Source organism: Terriglobia bacterium (genome assembly GCA_020073085.1).
Classification (GTDB): domain Bacteria; phylum Acidobacteriota; class Terriglobia; order JAIQFV01; family JAIQFV01; genus JAIQFV01.
This window is the reverse complement of the sequence record JAIQFV010000031.1, coordinates 23,912-41,345: the sequence shown is the minus strand read 5'-3', so window position 1 is coordinate 41,345 and position 17,434 is coordinate 23,912. Positions and strand designations below refer to the sequence as shown.

Annotated in this window: 14 protein-coding genes; 8 read left to right on the top strand and 6 right to left on the bottom strand. The window is 56.3% G+C overall.

Features of this window, described 5'->3' with window-relative positions:
* Nucleotides 1-205 precede the first annotated feature (205 nt).
* From LAO21_20585 to LAO21_20565, 5 genes are all read right to left on the bottom strand, one after another.
* A complete protein-coding gene (locus LAO21_20585) occupies nucleotides 206-805 on the bottom strand; it encodes an NAD(P)H-dependent oxidoreductase (GenBank protein ID MBZ5555120.1) in 600 nt (199 codons plus the stop codon).
* A 255-nt stretch (nucleotides 806-1,060) separates the two neighbouring features.
* The gene (locus LAO21_20580; GenBank protein ID MBZ5555119.1) at nucleotides 1,061-1,846 is read right to left on the bottom strand and encodes an SDR family oxidoreductase; all 786 of its coding nucleotides are present in this window, start codon (nucleotides 1,844-1,846) and stop codon (nucleotides 1,061-1,063) included.
* Between the two features lie 81 nt (nucleotides 1,847-1,927).
* Nucleotides 1,928-2,437 carry an isoprenylcysteine carboxylmethyltransferase family protein gene (locus tag LAO21_20575; GenBank protein MBZ5555118.1) on the bottom strand — a complete coding sequence of 170 codons (510 nt, stop codon included), beginning with the start codon at nucleotides 2,435-2,437 and terminating at the stop codon, nucleotides 1,928-1,930.
* 231 nt (nucleotides 2,438-2,668) lie between these two features.
* A complete protein-coding gene (locus LAO21_20570) occupies nucleotides 2,669-3,094 on the bottom strand; it encodes a hypothetical protein (GenBank protein ID MBZ5555117.1) in 426 nt (141 codons plus the stop codon).
* A 7-nt stretch (nucleotides 3,095-3,101) separates the two neighbouring features.
* Nucleotides 3,102-3,560, bottom strand: a complete 459-nt coding sequence (locus LAO21_20565) for a hypothetical protein (GenBank protein MBZ5555116.1) — start codon at nucleotides 3,558-3,560, stop codon at nucleotides 3,102-3,104.
* A gap of 504 nt (nucleotides 3,561-4,064) precedes the next feature.
* Here LAO21_20565 and LAO21_20560 point away from each other — a divergent pair.
* The 4 genes from LAO21_20560 to LAO21_20545 all read left to right on the top strand — a co-directional run bounded on the left by LAO21_20560 (nucleotide 4,065) and on the right by LAO21_20545 (nucleotide 7,748).
* A complete protein-coding gene (locus LAO21_20560) occupies nucleotides 4,065-5,561 on the top strand; it encodes an AAA family ATPase (GenBank protein MBZ5555115.1) in 1,497 nt (498 codons plus the stop codon).
* A gap of 87 nt (nucleotides 5,562-5,648) precedes the next feature.
* Nucleotides 5,649-6,125, top strand: a complete 477-nt coding sequence (locus tag LAO21_20555) for a DinB family protein (GenBank protein MBZ5555114.1) — start codon at nucleotides 5,649-5,651, stop codon at nucleotides 6,123-6,125.
* A gap of 48 nt (nucleotides 6,126-6,173) precedes the next feature.
* Complete coding sequence (locus LAO21_20550; GenBank protein ID MBZ5555113.1) at nucleotides 6,174-7,217, top strand: acetamidase/formamidase family protein; 1,044 nt, start codon at nucleotides 6,174-6,176, stop codon at nucleotides 7,215-7,217.
* 108 nt (nucleotides 7,218-7,325) lie between these two features.
* Nucleotides 7,326-7,748, top strand: coding sequence for a GxxExxY protein (locus tag LAO21_20545; GenBank protein ID MBZ5555112.1), 423 nt, complete (start codon nucleotides 7,326-7,328; stop codon nucleotides 7,746-7,748).
* 56 nt (nucleotides 7,749-7,804) lie between these two features.
* Here LAO21_20545 and LAO21_20540 read toward each other — a convergent pair whose 3' ends face one another.
* A complete protein-coding gene (locus LAO21_20540; GenBank protein ID MBZ5555111.1) occupies nucleotides 7,805-8,704 on the bottom strand; it encodes a GGDEF domain-containing protein in 900 nt (299 codons plus the stop codon).
* Nucleotides 8,705-9,111: 407 nt separating this feature from the next.
* Here LAO21_20540 and LAO21_20535 point away from each other — a divergent pair, with 407 nt between their 5' ends.
* From LAO21_20535 to LAO21_20520, 4 genes are all read left to right on the top strand, one after another.
* Nucleotides 9,112-12,468, top strand: coding sequence for a PDZ domain-containing protein (locus tag LAO21_20535; protein ID MBZ5555110.1), 3,357 nt, complete (start codon nucleotides 9,112-9,114; stop codon nucleotides 12,466-12,468).
* Between the two features lie 330 nt (nucleotides 12,469-12,798).
* On the top strand, nucleotides 12,799-13,230 hold the full coding sequence (locus LAO21_20530; protein MBZ5555109.1) for an FKBP-type peptidyl-prolyl cis-trans isomerase: 432 nt from the start codon (nucleotides 12,799-12,801) through the stop codon (nucleotides 13,228-13,230).
* Between the two features lie 446 nt (nucleotides 13,231-13,676).
* Nucleotides 13,677-15,362, top strand: a complete 1,686-nt coding sequence (locus tag LAO21_20525; protein ID MBZ5555108.1) for a B12-binding domain-containing radical SAM protein — start codon at nucleotides 13,677-13,679, stop codon at nucleotides 15,360-15,362.
* Entirely contained in the window at nucleotides 15,362-17,380 is a 2,019-nt protein-coding gene (locus tag LAO21_20520; protein ID MBZ5555107.1) for a mechanosensitive ion channel family protein, read from the top strand. The genes LAO21_20525 and LAO21_20520 overlap by 1 nt, the downstream gene beginning before the upstream one ends.
* Nucleotides 17,381-17,434 lie beyond the last annotated feature (54 nt).

Below are 17,434 nucleotides of genomic sequence, written 5' to 3'. Positions count from 1 at the left end.
ATCACCCGTCCCGCTTTGTTATAATCCGTCATGGCCAATCTCCTCTCTCTGGGCTTTTAAGCCCGGGTTGATTTTTTTCCTTGGAGACCATTGTACCGGTACTCCGCGGAGATTGGCCTTCTCATCCTATCTACACTCTTGAGGCCCTCGGGGCCTAGAAGCACAGCCCACTCGGAATGCCGTTTCAACACACCCACCAGCCTTTCTACGAAGGTCCCACCCGCAGGATCCGCTCCAGCTCAATCGCCGGGCAGATATTCTTTTGAATGTAATTGATCAGATGGGTGGCGACGCTGCGCACCATCTTTTCAACCGAGGGGTCGAGGCAATGACCATCCTTGTCGAACACCTTCTGCACGTTGGCGACGGAGATCGACAGGGGAAGCACGAAGGCACCAATGTGGGAACACACGCTGCGCAGCATCTCCAAGGACTTGATCGCCCCGATCGATCCCGCCGCCACACCCAAAAGGGTGACAGGCTTTCCTGCCAGGACGGAGGGAAACCCGAGGTTTTCGATCACCAGTTTCATGACGCTGCTGAAGCTTCCATGATACTCCGGTGTGGCCAAAATGATGCCGGTTGCATTCCGGACCATCTCCTGTAATTCCTTCGTCGCCTCGGATCCGGGATCCATTCCTGGAAAGGGTAGGTTCAACAGGGCCGGATCGATGACTTTCAAATCGATTTGCGGATGTTTTTTGAACTCATCCACGATCAGCGCAACTGCCATGTTCGTGTAGTTCCCTGGGCGGACGCTCCCGCTGATTGCTACGATCCGGATCCCCTGTGATGATTGCTCCATTCCCTGCCTCTCTCTTTGAAGAACGAGCTTTCCGCATCCAATCTCGCGCACCCTCTTCAAATCCTGGACTAGCAGATCACATTCGCCTTTCTCAATTCAACCCGGTTGATTTCCAAACTCACGACGATAACCCTTCAATTCGCGACTTACCTCCGTCATCAAACGCACGAAGGCTGGATGATTATGCAAAGATCGCAGGTGCGGGGTGTTGAATCGAACGAGCAGGCAATGAATTAGCCGGTGCCGGACACCTTGTCAGGCTGTGTACCCGCCATCAACCACCAAATCGGTCCCGGTGATATACGACGACTCATCGGAGGCGAGGAAGAGGATTGCCTGCGCGATCTCCTCGGGCGCGGCAAAGCGTTTCAGCGGCACGGCGTCGATGGGTGCGTTCCACGCTTCGGAACGCGCGACTTCCGACCAGTTCGGCATCTTGCTCCACATCGGCGTCCGGACTCCACCGGGAGAAACCGAATTAATCCGGATGTTGTCGCCTCTTTGGATGCATTCGAGGGCGGCCGTCTTTGAAAAATGGATGACACCCGCTTTGCTGGCGCAGTAAGCGCTCGCGCCGGGTGCGGCCTTGATCCCGGAGGCTGAGGCCAGGTTGATGATGCTGCCGCGCCGGTTCTGCTGCATCGATTTGATACCGGCGCAGGTTCCCAGAAAGATGCCGTCCAGATTGACGGCCATAACATGACGCCACTCCTTGAGCGTCATCTCCGTGATCGCCATGGCCGATGAAATGCCGGCGCTTTGAACAAGGACCTCCAGGGGTCCCCATGCCTGCTCCAGAAATTGAATGGTGCGATGCCACTCCACTTCCAAAGTCACGTCGAGGCGGCGGGCCAGCGCCATTCCACCCGCAGCCGTAATCGCCTCCACCGTTTGAGTCGCCCCCGACTCATCGAGGTCGGCGACAACCACCTTGGCCCCTTCCTCCGCAAGCAGGACCGCCACAGCCTGACCGATTCCGGATGCCCCGCCCGTAACCAGGGCCACTTTGTCAACAACGCGTCCGCGCACTTTGTTCTCCATTGTATTCATCTTGGGGACCTTTAAACCTCCCAAAGACTCCGTCGGCTCGACCGGAGTAAGTAAACCTGGCACGAAGAGTAATCACTGGCCGGAGTGATCCCGGGCGTTGACGTATCCTCTCCTCCGTGGAATCCATCGTGGCACGGAACGGCAATAGCGATCATAGGACTCGCCGAATTTTCGCCTCAAAATCGGCTCCTCGTAAAGCAACACGAACAAGTGAAAGAAAATAATTGCAGTGACGGCGTATTCAAATAAAATGCGTGCCCCGAAAAAAACGGCTTCTCCCAGGATGACGAGCGCCACGCCGACGTACATCGGATTGCGCATATATCGATAGAGGCCCCGGACAACCAGTTCCATGGGTGGATCGATGGGCGCCGGAGTACCCCGGCCCCCGGTGGCAAAGTCCCAGGCACATCGAAGATAGACCAGCGCTCCGCCGATAGTGGGTAGAACTCCAAAGTAGTGCCAAACGCCCAGGACCAGGGGCGGACCATGGCCCCTCGAGGAAAGCAGGTAGTAGGGCACCAGAATCGTCACTGTCCCCGGGACGAAAACAGTAAAGAGAGCAGTTTTGAACAGAACCACGGTTCCACCTGACAAGGTCGTTCGAGGAATTGCAGTCGATCCCTGATGAACTGAATTTATTGGAGCACTCTTGCTCTTGCACCTGTGGAGCCGTACCACAAAGACATCAAAGTAGCATCAACCCAACGGCAGAGAGTCGACGCCTTGCATCCCAGGTCCTCAACACCGGTTTCCGCCGTATATTACCTCAGAATTGGGAACTTTCTCATGGACATCGGTTCATCGGAAAACCTATCTGCGGAGGAATCTCACCAGTAGCGTGATCCCTACAATAAGACAGATGGGTGCCGTCCAGGAACCCGAAAAGTACCTTTGCTGAATGATACAGATCGCAAGATGGCCGATCCCGTTTCCAATCCCCCCAATGAGGGCGAAGAAGAAGACAAAGAGGTAGGCAAGTCGGATTTCAATCAAAACCCCGAGGGCAGCTAGGACGAAGATCGAAAGCCAAACCAGATTGAATGCTACAAATTGCCGGTCGCTCCACTGGTATCCAAACAGAGCGGGAAACCCCCGCTGAAAACCGGTCAGATATTCCTCACCAAAGTAAAGACATTGCACAAACAGACCCAGGAGGTATACCGGGAGGATCGCAGCGGGTTCCTTCTTCCATCGGATCGACGCCCACAGCGCATAGGCGATCATCATCGTCACCACGCAGGAATCACTGGGGCCGCGGTTCCAGGACAATCTCGCGGGCGAGTCTTTCTCCCAGGACTTCACGCATATCGGCCCGGTCTTTATAACCTTGCATCTGCTTCTGGTCATCACCGACCACGCGCTGAGCCATGGCATCGGCCTTCGGCTCATTGGCCTCCATGGTCGCCAGATCCTTGTATTCAGTCATGAGCAGCAGGTTCCAATCCCCCCCGCTATGCCCCTCGGTCGCCATCACCTTATACGAAAGGATCAGTCCGTCTTTCTTCAAGGCCTCCTGTTCCTTCTTCCACCCAGAAGCGAGGTAATTCAGGTAAGCCGCATTCATACCGGGTTTCACCCGGATGAAAGCAATGTTCCACACTGAGCCGTTCCGGTAGGGACGACTCATTTGAGCGTACACCGAAATGCAAAGTAAGATCAGTGACGCCATCACGGCAGCAATGACGATGCGCTTAATTTTCATGCCTGTCTCCTTACCCTCTTGAGGGTTGTTCAAGGTTGATCCTGCAAAGACTCAGAGTGGTACCGAAACCACCGACCTGTGTTGTCAGTGGCCGCCTCGCTTTTGTATGAGGCCAAATTTACTGGTTATGAGTCTATGATCTGAATCCTTTGGATCTTTACCGGAGTCTTCGATTCGGCACACATCGAATGGCCGGATTAAAGGTCCAGGCAGCTCGGGCAAACCCAAAACCCCGCTGCAGCGGAAAACAGCTTCTTGCTTGGATGGTGTCCCCATTCTGAAGCTAATCTCCGAATTGTCAACGAATAAATCCCTCCTCGATGGGTGGAGGGTTTCGGGGGTCTGGAAAGGACCCAGAGGCCAGCAGGAGGAATGACCCGAACGAAATCTCCATTTAGGGTGTTCCACTGATCAGAAGTAATGACGGCCACGCGGTGTAGAAAAAATACTCGACAACTTTTTTGTCTCTTGCCATGATGGGGCATGTTGCAGGAGACCAGTCCGGTGAGTCAGAACACGAGCGTCGGCGACGTCAAAGCGTTAGTTCTGTCATTCCATCCGGTGATTGTGATTGAGACGGTGGAGGAGGAACGTGCCCGCTCGCTCCTTTACGCCGTGGCGGGTCAACTCCGAATGACCCTTTTTGAATGGTCGATGACGCGGGGATTGACTCGTGCAGAGGAGCCGAACGCCCTCAATCGAATAACTGCCAATCCCCTCGCGCTTCTTCAACATATCGCCGGACTGCGCTTGAAGGCTGTTTTCCTCTTGAAGGATTTTTCAACCCATCTCAGCGACCCCGCGGTGGCGCGTCAGTTTCGGGAACTGGCCGATTACTTCATTCAAACACGTTCCACGGTCGTTCTGAGCGGCGAGACCGTTTCTCTGCCGAGCGAGATCGAGGCTACGGCGGTCCGTTACAAACTCCAGCTCCCGGACCGGGAGGAACTGGAGGGAGTGGTGAATAATGTTTTGCAGTCGCTCGGCGGCGATTCCTTTGGCGTGTCGCAGCTGGGGCCGGCGGATTGTGATGCCCTCTTCAACGCCCTGCACGGCCTGACTTCGAATCAGGCCCGGCAGGCCGTCACTTACGCCATGGTCAAGGATCGAAAGCTCACGGCCGAGGCCATCCCGGAAATCCTGGAGCGGAAGGTGCAGTTGATTCGGGAAGGCGGCCTCCTCGAGTATTACCCGGAGAAGGGCAACCGGTATGAGCTGGGCGGATTCGCCAACCTGAAAGGATGGCTGGCCCGCGCCCGGGTCGGCTTTACTCCGGAGGCGCGCGCCATGAACCTCAGCGCCCCCAAAGGCATTTTGATTGTCGGGGTTCCCGGATGCGGCAAATCCCTGGCCGCCAAGGTGATCGCCCGGGAGTGGAAATTGCCCCTCCTGAAGCTTGATGCCGGCAGCCTCTTCGATAAGTACATTGGGGAGTCGGAAAAAAACTTCCGCAAGGCGATCACCATGGCGGAATCCATGGCGCCGGTCGTCTTCTGGATTGATGAAATCGAGAAGAGCATCGCCACAACGGCCGGGAGTGGGGAGGCGGATGGGGGGCTCAGCCGGCGTCTGTTTGGCGAGTTCTTGACCTGGCTCCAGGAAAAAAGGGAGGAGGTCTTTGTGGTGGCCACCGCCAATGACCTCTCGGTCCTTCCGCCGGAACTTCTGCGCAAGGGTCGATTTGACGAAATCTTTTTCGTCGATCTTCCGAACCGGGAAGAGCGGGACGCGATCTTCAAAATCCATCTCGCGGCACGTAAGCAAGACTCCGCCCGTTTTGATTTGACCCCGCTTCTCGATGCGACCGAGGGATTCAGCGGGGCTGAGATCGAGCAGATCGTCGTCGCGGCCATTTATCGATGCCTGAGCCAGAAACGCCCGCTCGATACCTCCCTGCTCCTCGAGGAAATCAAGCAGACGGTCCCTCTCTCGGTGACGCGCCATGAAGAAATCGAACACCTGCGCGAGACCGCCAGCGGACGGTTTGTCAGCGTTCGATGACACGGAGCTTTCACCGCAGATGCGCCAAGACGCAGAGAAACAGCTTTAATAGTATCAACAGGAATTACTTAGGGAGAGGAGGACTCCATGCAAGACTCTGTGTTGCGTAAGAACATCATCGCCTTACTCGAGGGCGGGCAAGCGTATGTCACGGTCAAGAAGGCGCTGGCCGGAATGAAGGCCAAGAACCGAAACCTCCGGCCACAATCGAAGGTCCGCTCGGTCTGGGAACAATTTGAACATATGCGCATCGCCCAGGAGGATATCCTGCGCTATACCCTGGATGCCAAGTGGAAATCTCCCGCGTGGCCCGAGGGCTATTGGCCGGATAGCGGGAAACGTCTCACCGAAACCATGTGGTCCGCCTCCGTAAAGAAATTCTTTGCGGACCTCAGGGAACTCATGAACCTGGTCAAGAATCCTCGTACGGATCTGACCGCAGAAATTCCCCACGGGGAGGGACGCACATATCTCCGTCAAGTCCTCCTCGCCGCAGATCACAATGCGTATCACACCGGACAGATTGTGGCGATCCGCAAGATGTTAGGGGACTGGCCGGAGTAAAGGAACGAAGTCAGAGGCCGGAAGTCAGAGGTCGGAAAGGGCGCACGAATGAAACGACGCTCCATCCTATTGCTGTGTGTGTTCATGATCACCGCTGGGGGTTTCGCCCAGACAGGTCAAAATCCAGGCGGCCCCAGTGGCAAAGAATACACCCTAAAGGCCACTCCCAAGACTGTGGCCTGGGGGTATTACGATGCCAGTACCCCCCCGGTCCTCCGTGTCAAATCGGGGGACACGGTCGAGGTCCAAACTTTGATTACCTCAAGTCCGGCGCGACTCGAAGGGGCGGGCCTTGATCCCGCCAAGGTCGAGCCTGCGTTGCGTGAGATTTTCAAGGTGGTCACCAACAAGGGACCGGGTGGCCACATCTTGACGGGGCCGGTCTATGTTGAAGATGCTGAGCCCGGAGATGTGTTAGAGATCCGCATTCTCTCGATCAAACTGGCCATCCCGTATGCGTACAACGGATTCAGGCCCGGCAGCGGTTTTTTGCCTGAGGATTTTCCGTACGCCCGCATGAGAATCATCCCGCTCGATGAACAACGGATAGTTGCTCGCTTTGCCGATGGGATTGAGATCCCTCTGCGGCCTTTCTTCGGCAGCATCGGAGTGGCCCCTCCCGAGGTTTCGGGCCGAATCAGCAGTGCCCCACCGTGGATTCATGCCGGCAACCTCGACAATAAGGAACTGGTCGCCGGAACAACCCTCTTCATCCCCGTCCACGCGCGCGGAGCCCTCTTCCTGGCGGGAGACGGGCATGCGGCCCAGGGGAACGGCGAGGTGGATATCACTGCGCTGGAGACTTCGCTGGTCGGAAGATTTCAACTGATCGTCCGCAAGGATCTCCATTTGCTTTGGCCTCGCGCCGAGACGCCCACTCATTTTATTACCATGGGGCTCCACGAAGACTTGAACGAGGCAACAAAGATGGCAGTGCGGGAAATGATTGACTTCCTGGTCAGCGAAAAACACCTCACGCGCGACGAGGCCTACATGCTCACCAGTACTGCGGCCGACCTGAGTATCACCCAGCTCGTGGACGGCAATAAGGGTGTGCATGCCATGATTCCCAAAGCGGTCTTTAAGAAGTGAAATACAAGAAACTCTTTAACAAGGATCGACAGGGTTGACAGGATTTAGAATCGGAATAGAATTTGAACGAACCTTAACTACCCCCGCCTCCATTGGATCATCCATGCCATGTCTCTATTATATGAAGAGATCACAGGTAAGATTTTGGCGGCGTCTTTCGAGGTAATAAATGAGTTGGGGGCTGGCTTTCTTGAAGGCGTCTATGAGAAGGCGTTGACTATTGCGCTTCGAGACACAGGACTGGATGTACAGGTGCAGGTTCCGCTGAAGGTCATCTTTCGGGGCCACTGTGTCGGAGAGTACTACGCCGATCTGCTGGTTGAGGACAAGGTGATTGTGGAATTGAAAGCGGTGAAGGCACTCCTGCCAGAACATCAAGCTCAGGTGATTAACTATTTGAAAGCAACCAGCAGGAAGGTCGGGCTTCTGAGAAATTTTGGCCATCCCAAACTGGAGTACTACCGTTTATACGGGCCTGGTACGAGACCGGCAGACGATGCCCAGGATAGACATGATTGTGCTCGCGGCTAAAGCCTAAAATCATCCTGAACATCCTGCCTATCCTTAGTTCACTTTGAATTAATTACTTATATAGAAATTCTGTTTCTACCTGCCGTTTTGCTTTTATACAGAAGCTCATCGGCACGCTTCACCAGGGTGACCAGGGTATCTTCCCGGCGCGCCAACGTCGCGCCGATGGATACGGTCACTCGAAGCGTTTTCTTCCCAATCGGGATACTCGAGTGTTCCACCAGGAAGCGAAATTTGTTGGCGATCTGGAGAAGTTGCTCCTCGTCCACATTCACCACAATGCCAAAGAATTCCTCCCCGCCCCAACGGCCGATAAAATCAAAGGAACGCAGGTTGGCCAAAAGGGTCCGGGAGACGACTTTCAGAACCTGGTCCCCCACGTCGTGACCGTGGGTATCGTTGACTTGTTTGAAGTTGTCGATGTCGAAGAAGAGCACCGCGAAGGGCCACCCATACCGGTGCAGTTCATTCAAGCGCCCTTCCAGGATCATTTCCGTGTAACGCCGGTTGCCGACGCCGGTCAGTGGATCGAGGAACGCCACCTTTTCCAGCTCTAAAATGCGTTGATTGGCGGAGACCCGGGAGGAATTCTCGCTGAAGACTTCGATGGCCCCCACGATTTTCCCGTCCTCATCGCGGAGTGGGGTCACGCGGACCTGGACCGGGATGCGGTGGCCCATCTTATGGTGAAGGTAAATTTCCGCCTCCCGGACCTCCCCATCCTGGATGGTCTTTGCCAGCGGGCATCCCGCAAGACAGAGCAAATTGCCGGCGTCATCGACATGCCGGAGCATGTTGTCCGCGCACCGGCCGCCCACCACTTCCGCCTTCGAATAACCCGTAATGCGCTCCGCTCCCCGGTTCCAGTAGGTGATCTTTCTCCCGCTGTCGACGAAATAGACCCCGTCATACAGGTTATCCATCAAGTCTTTAAAGAACTTGTTCGTCCCAGTCATTTCAGCCTTCCTTAGAACGTTCAGTCAAACTTGCCAGGGACAACATTTGAGCGGGAGTCGTTCGCCGGTCTACCCCTAAAGGACAAGCTGCTGGAATGCCGGCCCCAGACCACTTGCGGGACGCTGCACCCCGGTCGGCGGGCAGATCACGAGCGCAACACATTTTACAGTAGGGATGGCACTAGCCCATAGTACTTTCCCGTCTTCTTGCCCTATTCACACGGCAAAATCCCATTGAAATCCAGGCCGGGGTGGGTGTATGGTCAACAGCTTTGGATCACCCAAGTCAATTGACCCGGGGCGGACCGCTCCCAATCTGCATCATTTCTGAAACCCGGCTATCCTCAAAAACGTAACGAGTTGTAGCAATCTGGACTTAACCCCACTGGACCTGAACGGAGAGAATCATGTTCACTAAGAAGCTCGTCTTGACGACCTTGATGTGTCTTGCCCTGTTGTTCCTTTCCGGAATCCTCATGGCGGCCGACACGGAGACCCGGCTGATGCGCTATCCCGACATCAGCGCGACCCGGATTGTTTTCACTTATGGAGGCGACCTGTGGACCGTTCCCCGAGAGGGGGGGTTGGCGGAAAGACTGACCTCGCATCCCGGCCTCGAAATCAATCCCAAATTCTCACCCGACGGGAAGTGGATTGCCTTCACCGGGCAGTACGACGGCAACACCGACGTCTTTGTCATTTCCGCCGAAGGGGGCATCCCCAAACGCCTGACCTATCACCCCGCCGCGGACCTGGTGTTGGGGTGGCATCCCGACGGCAAGCGCATCCTCTTCCGATCGTCCCGTTATAGTGAGATCCTGCGCTACAACAAACTCTTTCTGGTCCCGGTTGAAGGCGGGCTGCCCGAAATGCTGCCCCTCCCTTATGGCGAACTGACCTCCTTTTCACCCGATGGGAACCAGATCGCCTATAACCGCGTGGGCGTGGAAAACAGGACCTGGAAGCGCTACCGCGGCGGCTGGCATCAGTTTGTCTCCATCTACGACCTGAAGAACAATACCTACGAGGAGGTCCCTCATACCACGGCGGAGGACGAATTTCCGATGTGGTACAAGGATGCCATCTATTTCATCAGCGATCGCAACCGGACGATGAACATCTTCAAGTACGACCTCAAAACCAAGGAGATCAAACAGATCACCGAGCACAAAGAGTACGACGTGAAATGGCCGTCGCTGGGAGCCGATGCCATCGTCTACGAAAATGGCGGATTCCTTTATGTGCTGGATCTGAAAACTGAAAAGACCAGGAAGATTTCCGTTCGAGTCCCAAGCGAGATGTTACAGGCGCGGCCCGAATTCAAAAGGGTCGAGCGCCTCATGAGGTCCATCAGTCTCTCTCCTTCCGGCCAGCGCGCGCTGCTTGAAGCGCGGGGAGAAATCTTCACCGTCCCGGCGAAGAAGGGCGATATCCGCGACATCACCAACACGACCGCGATCCACCACCTGGACCCTGCCTGGTCTCCCGACGGCAAGTGGATTGCCTACCTGTCGGATCAGACCGGGGAATATGAGCTTTATATCCGGTCGCAGGATGGCAAGGGAGAGGAGACGCGCATTACACACGATGGCGGTGTTTATCGCTTCCGGCCCTTGTGGTCGCCCGATAGCAAGAAAATCGCTTTCTCCGATAAGAAACTGCGTCTCTGGTATGTAACTGTCGACGAGAAGAAGCCCGTCGAGGTGGACCATTCCATGTACGGCCGGATTGGCGATTATTCCTGGTCCCCCGACAGCAAGTGGCTCACCTATAGCCGTGCGGGCGCCAATCGTTTCGGCGCGATCCAACTCTATTCGCTGGACCAGAAGAAAATCTCTCCGGCCACCGATGGATTCTGGGCCGATTCCGAGCCCATCTTCGACCCGTCGGGAAAGTTTCTCTTTTTTGTTTCCAGCCGGAATTTCCATCCTTCGTTCAGTGATTTTGAATTGAATCCCGCTTTCAACAACACCCGCGGCCTTTACGCCATCACGCTGAAGGCAGATGCCGTTTCGCCGTTTGCCCCCGAGAGTGACGAAGAGAAGGGCGCGGAAAAGAAGGATGAAAAGAAAGACGAGAAAAAGGACGGCAACCCCGAGAAGAAACCCGGCGATGAAAGTAAGGGGAGTGCGGAGAAACCGGCGGCCGGCGATCAGGGACAGAAACCCGAGGGTAAGGAAGCCAAGAAGGACGAAAAGAAGGTCCCCGATGTGGCCATCGATCTCGAGGGCATCGGAAACCGCATCGTGAACGTCCCGGTCCCCGCAGGGACGTACTTCGGACTGAGCGCCGCCAAGGAAAAACTCTTCTATCTCTCATTCCCTGTGACCGGAGCCGGGGCCCTTCCTCCGGGGGCGCCGCCGCAGGGCACTTTGCATGTTTATGATCTCAAGAAACGCGAAGACGCGGTGATTATTTCGGGCATTGGTGCATACGACATTTCCAAAGAGGGCGACAAGGTCCTTTATCGGAGCCAGCAGACCCTCGGAATCGTCGAAAGCACTCCTGGAAAGAAAGTGGGGGATGGCAAACTCAATCTCGCGGAGCTCGAGGTCAAGATCGATCCGCGCGCCGAGTGGAATCAAATGTTCGAGGAAGCGTGGCGCATCGAGCGCGATTTTTACTATGACCCGAACATGCATGGGCTCGATTGGCCCAAAATGAAGGAACGGTACGGGCAATTGCTCCCGTTCGTGGCAGACCGCACCGATCTGAACTACTTGATCGGCGAGATGATTGCCGAGTTGAGCACCTCTCACGCCTATGTGGGCGGCGGGGAAACCCCCGATATCCACCGGGTTAGCGTCGGCCTGCTGGGTGCGGATTTTGAACCCAACCAGGGTTTCTATCGTTTCAAAAAGATCTACCGGGGAGAAAACTGGGACACCAGCCTCCGCTCCCCTCTCACCGAGCCCGGCGTCAATGTGAAGGAGGGCGAATATCTCATTGCGGTCAATGGCAAGGTCCTGCATACGTCGGTCGATCCCTACAGCGACTTCGAGGATTTGGCCGACCGGCAGGTCATCCTGAAAGTCAATGGCAAGCCCAGCGAAGAGGGGGCCCGCGAGGTGACGGTACACCCCGTCCGGGATGAGTCCGGGCTGCGCTATGTCGATTGGGTGGAGGGGAATCGCCGCAAGGTCGCGGAGGCCACGGGAGGCCGGGTAGGTTACATGCATGTGCCCGACACGGCCATTTCCGGAGTTCAGGAATTCAGCAAGGCGTACTACGCGGAAATCGGCAAAGATGGACTGATCGTCGACGAACGGTTCAACTCCGGCGGGTTCATTCCGGACTTTTTCGTGGAGCGCTTGAATCGCAAGTTGCTTTCGCTGTGGGCGCCTCGAGAAGGGGCGGATTTTCTTACCCCCGGCGCGGCCATTTACGGGCCAAAGGTCATTCTGGCCAATGGCTTTTCCGGCTCCGGGGGGGATGCTTTCCCCTATTATTTCCGCCGCTATAAAATCGGTCCCATCATCGGAGAGCGGACCTGGGGTGGACTTGTCGGGATTTCCCGGAACATCCCGATGCTCGACGGCGGATCTGTGACTGCACCCGAGTTCGGCCTGTGGTCCCCTGATAACGGCGGTCATTGGGATGTCGAAAATCATGGTGTCGATCCTGACATTGATCTCGACAACCGTCCCGACTTCGTCGTCCAGGGCCACGATCCTCAACTCGAAAAAGCGATCGAATGGGTCAAGGACGCCCTTTCAAAGGAGCCCCCGAAGCCCAAGCGGCCGGCGTACAAGGTCGAGAAATAGGTCCAATTTCTGATTGCGGATGGGCGGTTTCGGATTGCGGACTTTTGAATTGTGGCTGGGAGTGTCAAGGGGGGAGCTCTATCCCAAGTAGGGCTCCCTTTATCTCCAGGACGTCTTACGAGGTTGGAGCTTCAGCCCCGTGTGTGACCGCCGGACCAGCCTTGCTCCCAAGGGCTGGCCATAGCAAGGACCGCAAGACCGCTTCAAACTGACACTCCTCGTCTTTTCGGAAAAATCAGATTTGCAATGCCCTCCTGTGTTACTATCCCCCCCTTCAACACCAGCTGTTGCGTTTAGTCGTACCTATTTTGAAAAGGAGAATCCACAATCATGATTGAGAAGATTGCCCTTATTGCGTTTGCCGGCTTGCTTCTTCCCGGCATGAACTTTTCGGCCGATCCGAAAGTGGTGACCACAGCATCCGGTCTAAAGTACATTGATCACAAAGCGGGAGCAGGCGATGAAGCAGTGAAAGGAGCAACCGTCGAAGTCCATTACACGGGCTGGCTTTATGAAGACGGAAAGCGAACTAAAAAATTTGACAGCTCCGTGGATGCAGGCAAGCCGTTCAGTTTCAAATTGGGGGCTGGACAGGTCATCAAGGGATGGGACGAAGGCGTTCAGGGAATGAAGGTGGGTGGCAAACGGGAATTGATCATCCCCCCTGACCTTGCTTACGGTTCCCGCGCCGTCGGCGGCGGGTTGATCCCTCCCAATTCCACCTTGGACTTTGACGTGGAACTCCTGAAGGTAACCAAGTAGTCTGAAAAGGGGCGCGTCTGCGAGTCGGAGCGCCCCTGCGAATTGTCTTTGATACCTATCCGCTTCCTCTCCCTGCCCACGGCCCACTGCTCCTTGCCCACTGAACACTGACCATTCAACAGAAAATCATTGAATTTTTCCCCCGAAAGATAGTATGTTCCCACCGGTTAGAGTAAAGAAAAAAACATTATATTCCCCCTCGGGAATGGGATCCGCGCGTAGCTCTCGCAGTGATCCCGGGCCGAAATGCGAGTCCTCCGCAACTCGACCCGTCGCTGGCGATGGAGCCCTGCGACTCTTCTGGTCATTGAGAACTGGAGGTCCAAATCGGGGAGTCCGAAAGGATTCAATGGTCCAATTTCCATACATGCAGATCCTCACAATTATTCTGAGCAATGACAGCTCAAACAGAATGATTCAATTCAGGCACCGAGGAGAAGAGCCTTATGGGATCACCCGGACGCAAGATTGTTCTCGTCGCGAGCGACTCTGAATCTTCAGAGTACATGCGCAGCACCTGGCGGCAGATGTTGCTCGCCTGTTTACCGCAACGCTTTGCCGCCTACTGGGGCACAGACTGGTCCACCGAACACGAGCTGACGCCCGACGGCCAGGCCAAGTACGTGCCGCATGGTTTACGCATCATTGAGTCCCTGCTCCTGGAGAAGTTCTCTCCCGACGATATTGCGGTCTGTTACACGGATCAGGTCGACCTCTTTGTCGGCGACCAAACGCAGGTCGTCGGAATTCATGCTCATAACCCCCTGGGCATCACCTTCGCCACCGACGTCTACGTCCACCTTTACGGGCGATACCAGGAACCCGTGAATGCGTATGAGTTTCGCCGGATGATCACCCATCCGACGCTGAAACAGCACAAGCCCCATATGAAGATCATTGTGGGCGGGCCGGGCTCCTGGCAGATCGAAAAGAAGAATTTACAGGACGAATGGCTGATCGACACGATTGTGGACGGCGAGGCGGAAGAGGTGACGCTGCCCCTGTTCGAGGCCGCCCTGCGGGGTGAGGCGCTCCCGAGGAGGGTGGTCGGTCATAGTCCACAACTGGAAAACATTCCGCGCATTAGGCACCGCGCCACACTGGGCGTGGTCGAAATTACCCGGGGGTGTGGACGGGGCTGTCAGTTCTGCTCCGTGGCCTTGCGTCGCGGCAAGAGTATTCCCCTCGAGCACATCCTCGACAACGTGCGCACGCAAGTGGCCGAAGGCGCCGATTCCATCCTCCTGACCACCGAGGACCTCTTCCTTTATGATCAGGGGCCGCGTTTCGACACCAATGTCCCGGCGTTGAGGCGGCTCTTTGAGTCGGTGGCCGCCGTGCCCGGGGTGAACTACATCGCCCTCACCCACGGCACCATGGCGCCGATCGTGGTCAACCCCGGACTGATCGAAGAGCTGACCCCGATCGCCGTGGGGAAGAGTTATACCCAGCACCATGCCTCCACCCATCCGGAAAAACGTTACACCTCCCTGTTCATTGGAGTGGAGACCGGATCGCCGCGGCTCTTTGAGATGCATATGAAAGGGAAGGCGTATCCGTTCCGCTCGGAGCAATGGCCCGATGTCATGCTCAAGGGAATCGAGATCCTCAATAAGAACAACTGGTTCCCTCTCTGCACCTTTATCATCGGCCTGCCGGGAGAACGGCGGGAAGACACCAAGCAAACGCTCGATCTGCTGTTCGCGCTGAAGGATGCTAAGTGGGCTCCCATTCCAACGTTGTTCGTGCCCCTCGAGGAGACCAAGCTCCAGAAGAAAGGCGGCCAAAGCGCCAAGCTGGTGGAACTCACCGATCTGCAATGGGAGCTCTTCTGCACCGCCTGGCGTTACAATCTCGACTTCTGGCGGAATACGCCTTCGGTCCAGTGGAAATTCATTGCCGGCGTCCCCCTTTATTATTACTTCCTGGGCCGGAAGCTCTTCGGAGATGTTATGAAATACCCCCTGCTCCGGATGGGCCACTTCCCGGAGTGGTACCTGCGGCGCAAGTTGTATCTCGATTTTAGCGGCCGCCAAGAGCCGCGCTACCGGGTTCCGGAACGCGTCGAGGTGCCGGAGCATCTTCGTCGGCCCATGATTCCTGAGCTCGAAATGGCTCAGATGATGGAATGATGAAGTTGCTATTCACTCAAGGAACTACCCTGAACCGGGAAGCACACCGGGAGCGGAGGCCGACCTCAAGTTTCCACCTGCTTCAATACCGACTTCTGCTCCCCGCGGCCATGGTCCTCCTCGTCGGGCTGGGCATGTCTCAAGGTGCTGCCGACAATCCACCCGCTTCACCTGACCTCATCCTGTTTCTAAATCAAACCCTCGATTGGTACCGTCAACTGGACTTGGAACGCCAGATCGCCACTGAACCCAACGATGTCCTGATCGTAAACGACGACCGGCGCGTCGCCGACCAGATTGTCCGGCTGGCCTTTGATTTTGCAAGGGGTAGAGCTGAAGCGATAACCAAAGGAGCCGGTTCGGGCCAGGCGGAGAATGCGAGCCCGGATTCCACGCGGTATCAAGCGCTCCTCCAGTATTCCACCAAGTTGGAGAAACAGGTTCGCGATTCACAGGCCCAACTGCAATCGCTTCAGCAGAAGCTGGATACAGTAACGGGACGGAAGCGCGAGGCGTTGCAGTCGGCAATCTCCGAGACACGGAGTGAACTCGATCTAGCCGACGCGCGCCGGGATGCCCTCAAGAGCATGGTCGAATTCGTCAGCGGAACCAACACCAGCGGCCTGGGAGCCACCGGGCTGAGGGCACAAATCGAATCCCTGGCGCGTTCGCTGCCTGCGGCTTTGACCGAACCCCTGACCGGCAAGGAATCCACTGCTTCAGCCAACGAACCCGTCAGCCCCGCTCTCGCATTGCCCGCCAACAAACCTGAGCCCACCGGCATCTGGGGTCTGGCGATCGATGTTCTCACACTTTTCCGCAAAGTTCGCACGCTCGATCAGGTCATTCATTTGACGGACGCCCTGACGCAGAGCTCCAAAGAGCTTCGCGCGCCTCTAATCGCCGAGCTCAAGCAACTGTCTCAGCGCGGCGATTTGGTAGCCAACCAGCCGGAATCGCAGGATCAGTCCTTCCTGGCCCAGCAAAAAGGCGATCTGGATGCCCTCACGGTACAGTTCAAGCGGATCTCGGCATCGGCACTTCCCTTGAGCAAGCAGGGAATCCTGCTCGGCCTTTACCAGAGGAGCTTGACCCGTTGGCAAGGCACCGTTAAGAGCCGATATGCGGCGGAATTGAGGAACCTGCTGATTCGGCTGGCGCTCCTTGTGGTGGTTCTCGGGGGTGTCATCGGGGCCGCGGAACTCTGGCGGAGAACCATCTACCGCTACATCCAGGATGCGCATCGCCGGCACCAGTTTCTCCTGCTGCGGAGAATTGTTCTCTGGTGTTTGATCGTCATCATCATCGCGTTTTCATTTGCCAGTGAGCTCGGCTCTGTGGCGACCTTTGCAGGGCTCCTGACGGCGGGCGTCGCGGTGGCCTTGCAGAATGTTATTCTTTCGGTGGTCGGGTACTTCTTCCTGATCGGAAAGTACGGGATCCGGGTCGGCGACCGGGTACAGATTGCTGGAGTGACCGGCGAGGTGATTGATATCGGGCTGGTGCGTCTTCACCTGATGGAACTGGGTGTGAGCGGGCCGAAGACCCCGAGCGGTCGCGTGGTGGCCTTTTCGAACTCAATTGTCTTTCTACCTACCGCGGGCCTTTTCAAGCAGATTCCGGGCACTAATTTTGTCTGGCATGAAATCAGCCTGACCCTTTCTCCCGACAGCGATTACCGTGCGGTCGAAGAACGGCTGCTCGCCGTGGTTGAAACGGTGTTCGAGGATTACCGCGAGGCCATGGAACAGCAGCGCCGCCACCTGGAAAAAACGTTTCACACCACTCCTGAGGATGCGTTGCGGCCGAAAAGCCGACTGCGCCTCACTCCTGAAGGACTGGAGGCCGCGATTCGATTTCCGGTGGATTTGCAGAACGCCGTCGAGGTCGATGATCGCATCATGCGCGAACTGCTTAAGGCCATTGATCAGGACCCAAAACTGAAACTGGTGGCGTCCGGGGCCCCGGGCTTGAAGTTGAAGACCGACCTCTCCACCCCCGGTGCACCGGCCCGCTAGGATTGCCAGAAGTGTTTGCAAATTGATTTTGATAGTGACTCCTTGCGGCACAGA

Coding starts and splice junctions, on each gene's coding strand:
- LAO21_20585 (MBZ5555120.1), bottom strand. CDS start 805: ATGGAGCAATCATCACAGGGGATCCGGATCGTAGCAATCAGCGGGAGC.
- LAO21_20580 (MBZ5555119.1), bottom strand. CDS start 1,846: ATGGAGAACAAAGTGCGCGGACGCGTTGTTGACAAAGTGGCCCTGGTT.
- LAO21_20565 (MBZ5555116.1), bottom strand. CDS start 3,560: ATGAAAATTAAGCGCATCGTCATTGCTGCCGTGATGGCGTCACTGATC.
- LAO21_20555 (MBZ5555114.1), top strand. CDS start 5,649: ATGCAAGACTCTGTGTTGCGTAAGAACATCATCGCCTTACTCGAGGGC.
- LAO21_20550 (MBZ5555113.1), top strand. CDS start 6,174: ATGAAACGACGCTCCATCCTATTGCTGTGTGTGTTCATGATCACCGCT.
- LAO21_20545 (MBZ5555112.1), top strand. CDS start 7,326: ATGTCTCTATTATATGAAGAGATCACAGGTAAGATTTTGGCGGCGTCT.
- LAO21_20540 (MBZ5555111.1), bottom strand. CDS start 8,704: ATGACTGGGACGAACAAGTTCTTTAAAGACTTGATGGATAACCTGTAT.
- LAO21_20535 (MBZ5555110.1), top strand. CDS start 9,112: ATGTTCACTAAGAAGCTCGTCTTGACGACCTTGATGTGTCTTGCCCTG.
- LAO21_20530 (MBZ5555109.1), top strand. CDS start 12,799: ATGATTGAGAAGATTGCCCTTATTGCGTTTGCCGGCTTGCTTCTTCCC.
- LAO21_20525 (MBZ5555108.1), top strand. CDS start 13,677: ATGGGATCACCCGGACGCAAGATTGTTCTCGTCGCGAGCGACTCTGAA.
- LAO21_20520 (MBZ5555107.1), top strand. CDS start 15,362: ATGAAGTTGCTATTCACTCAAGGAACTACCCTGAACCGGGAAGCACAC.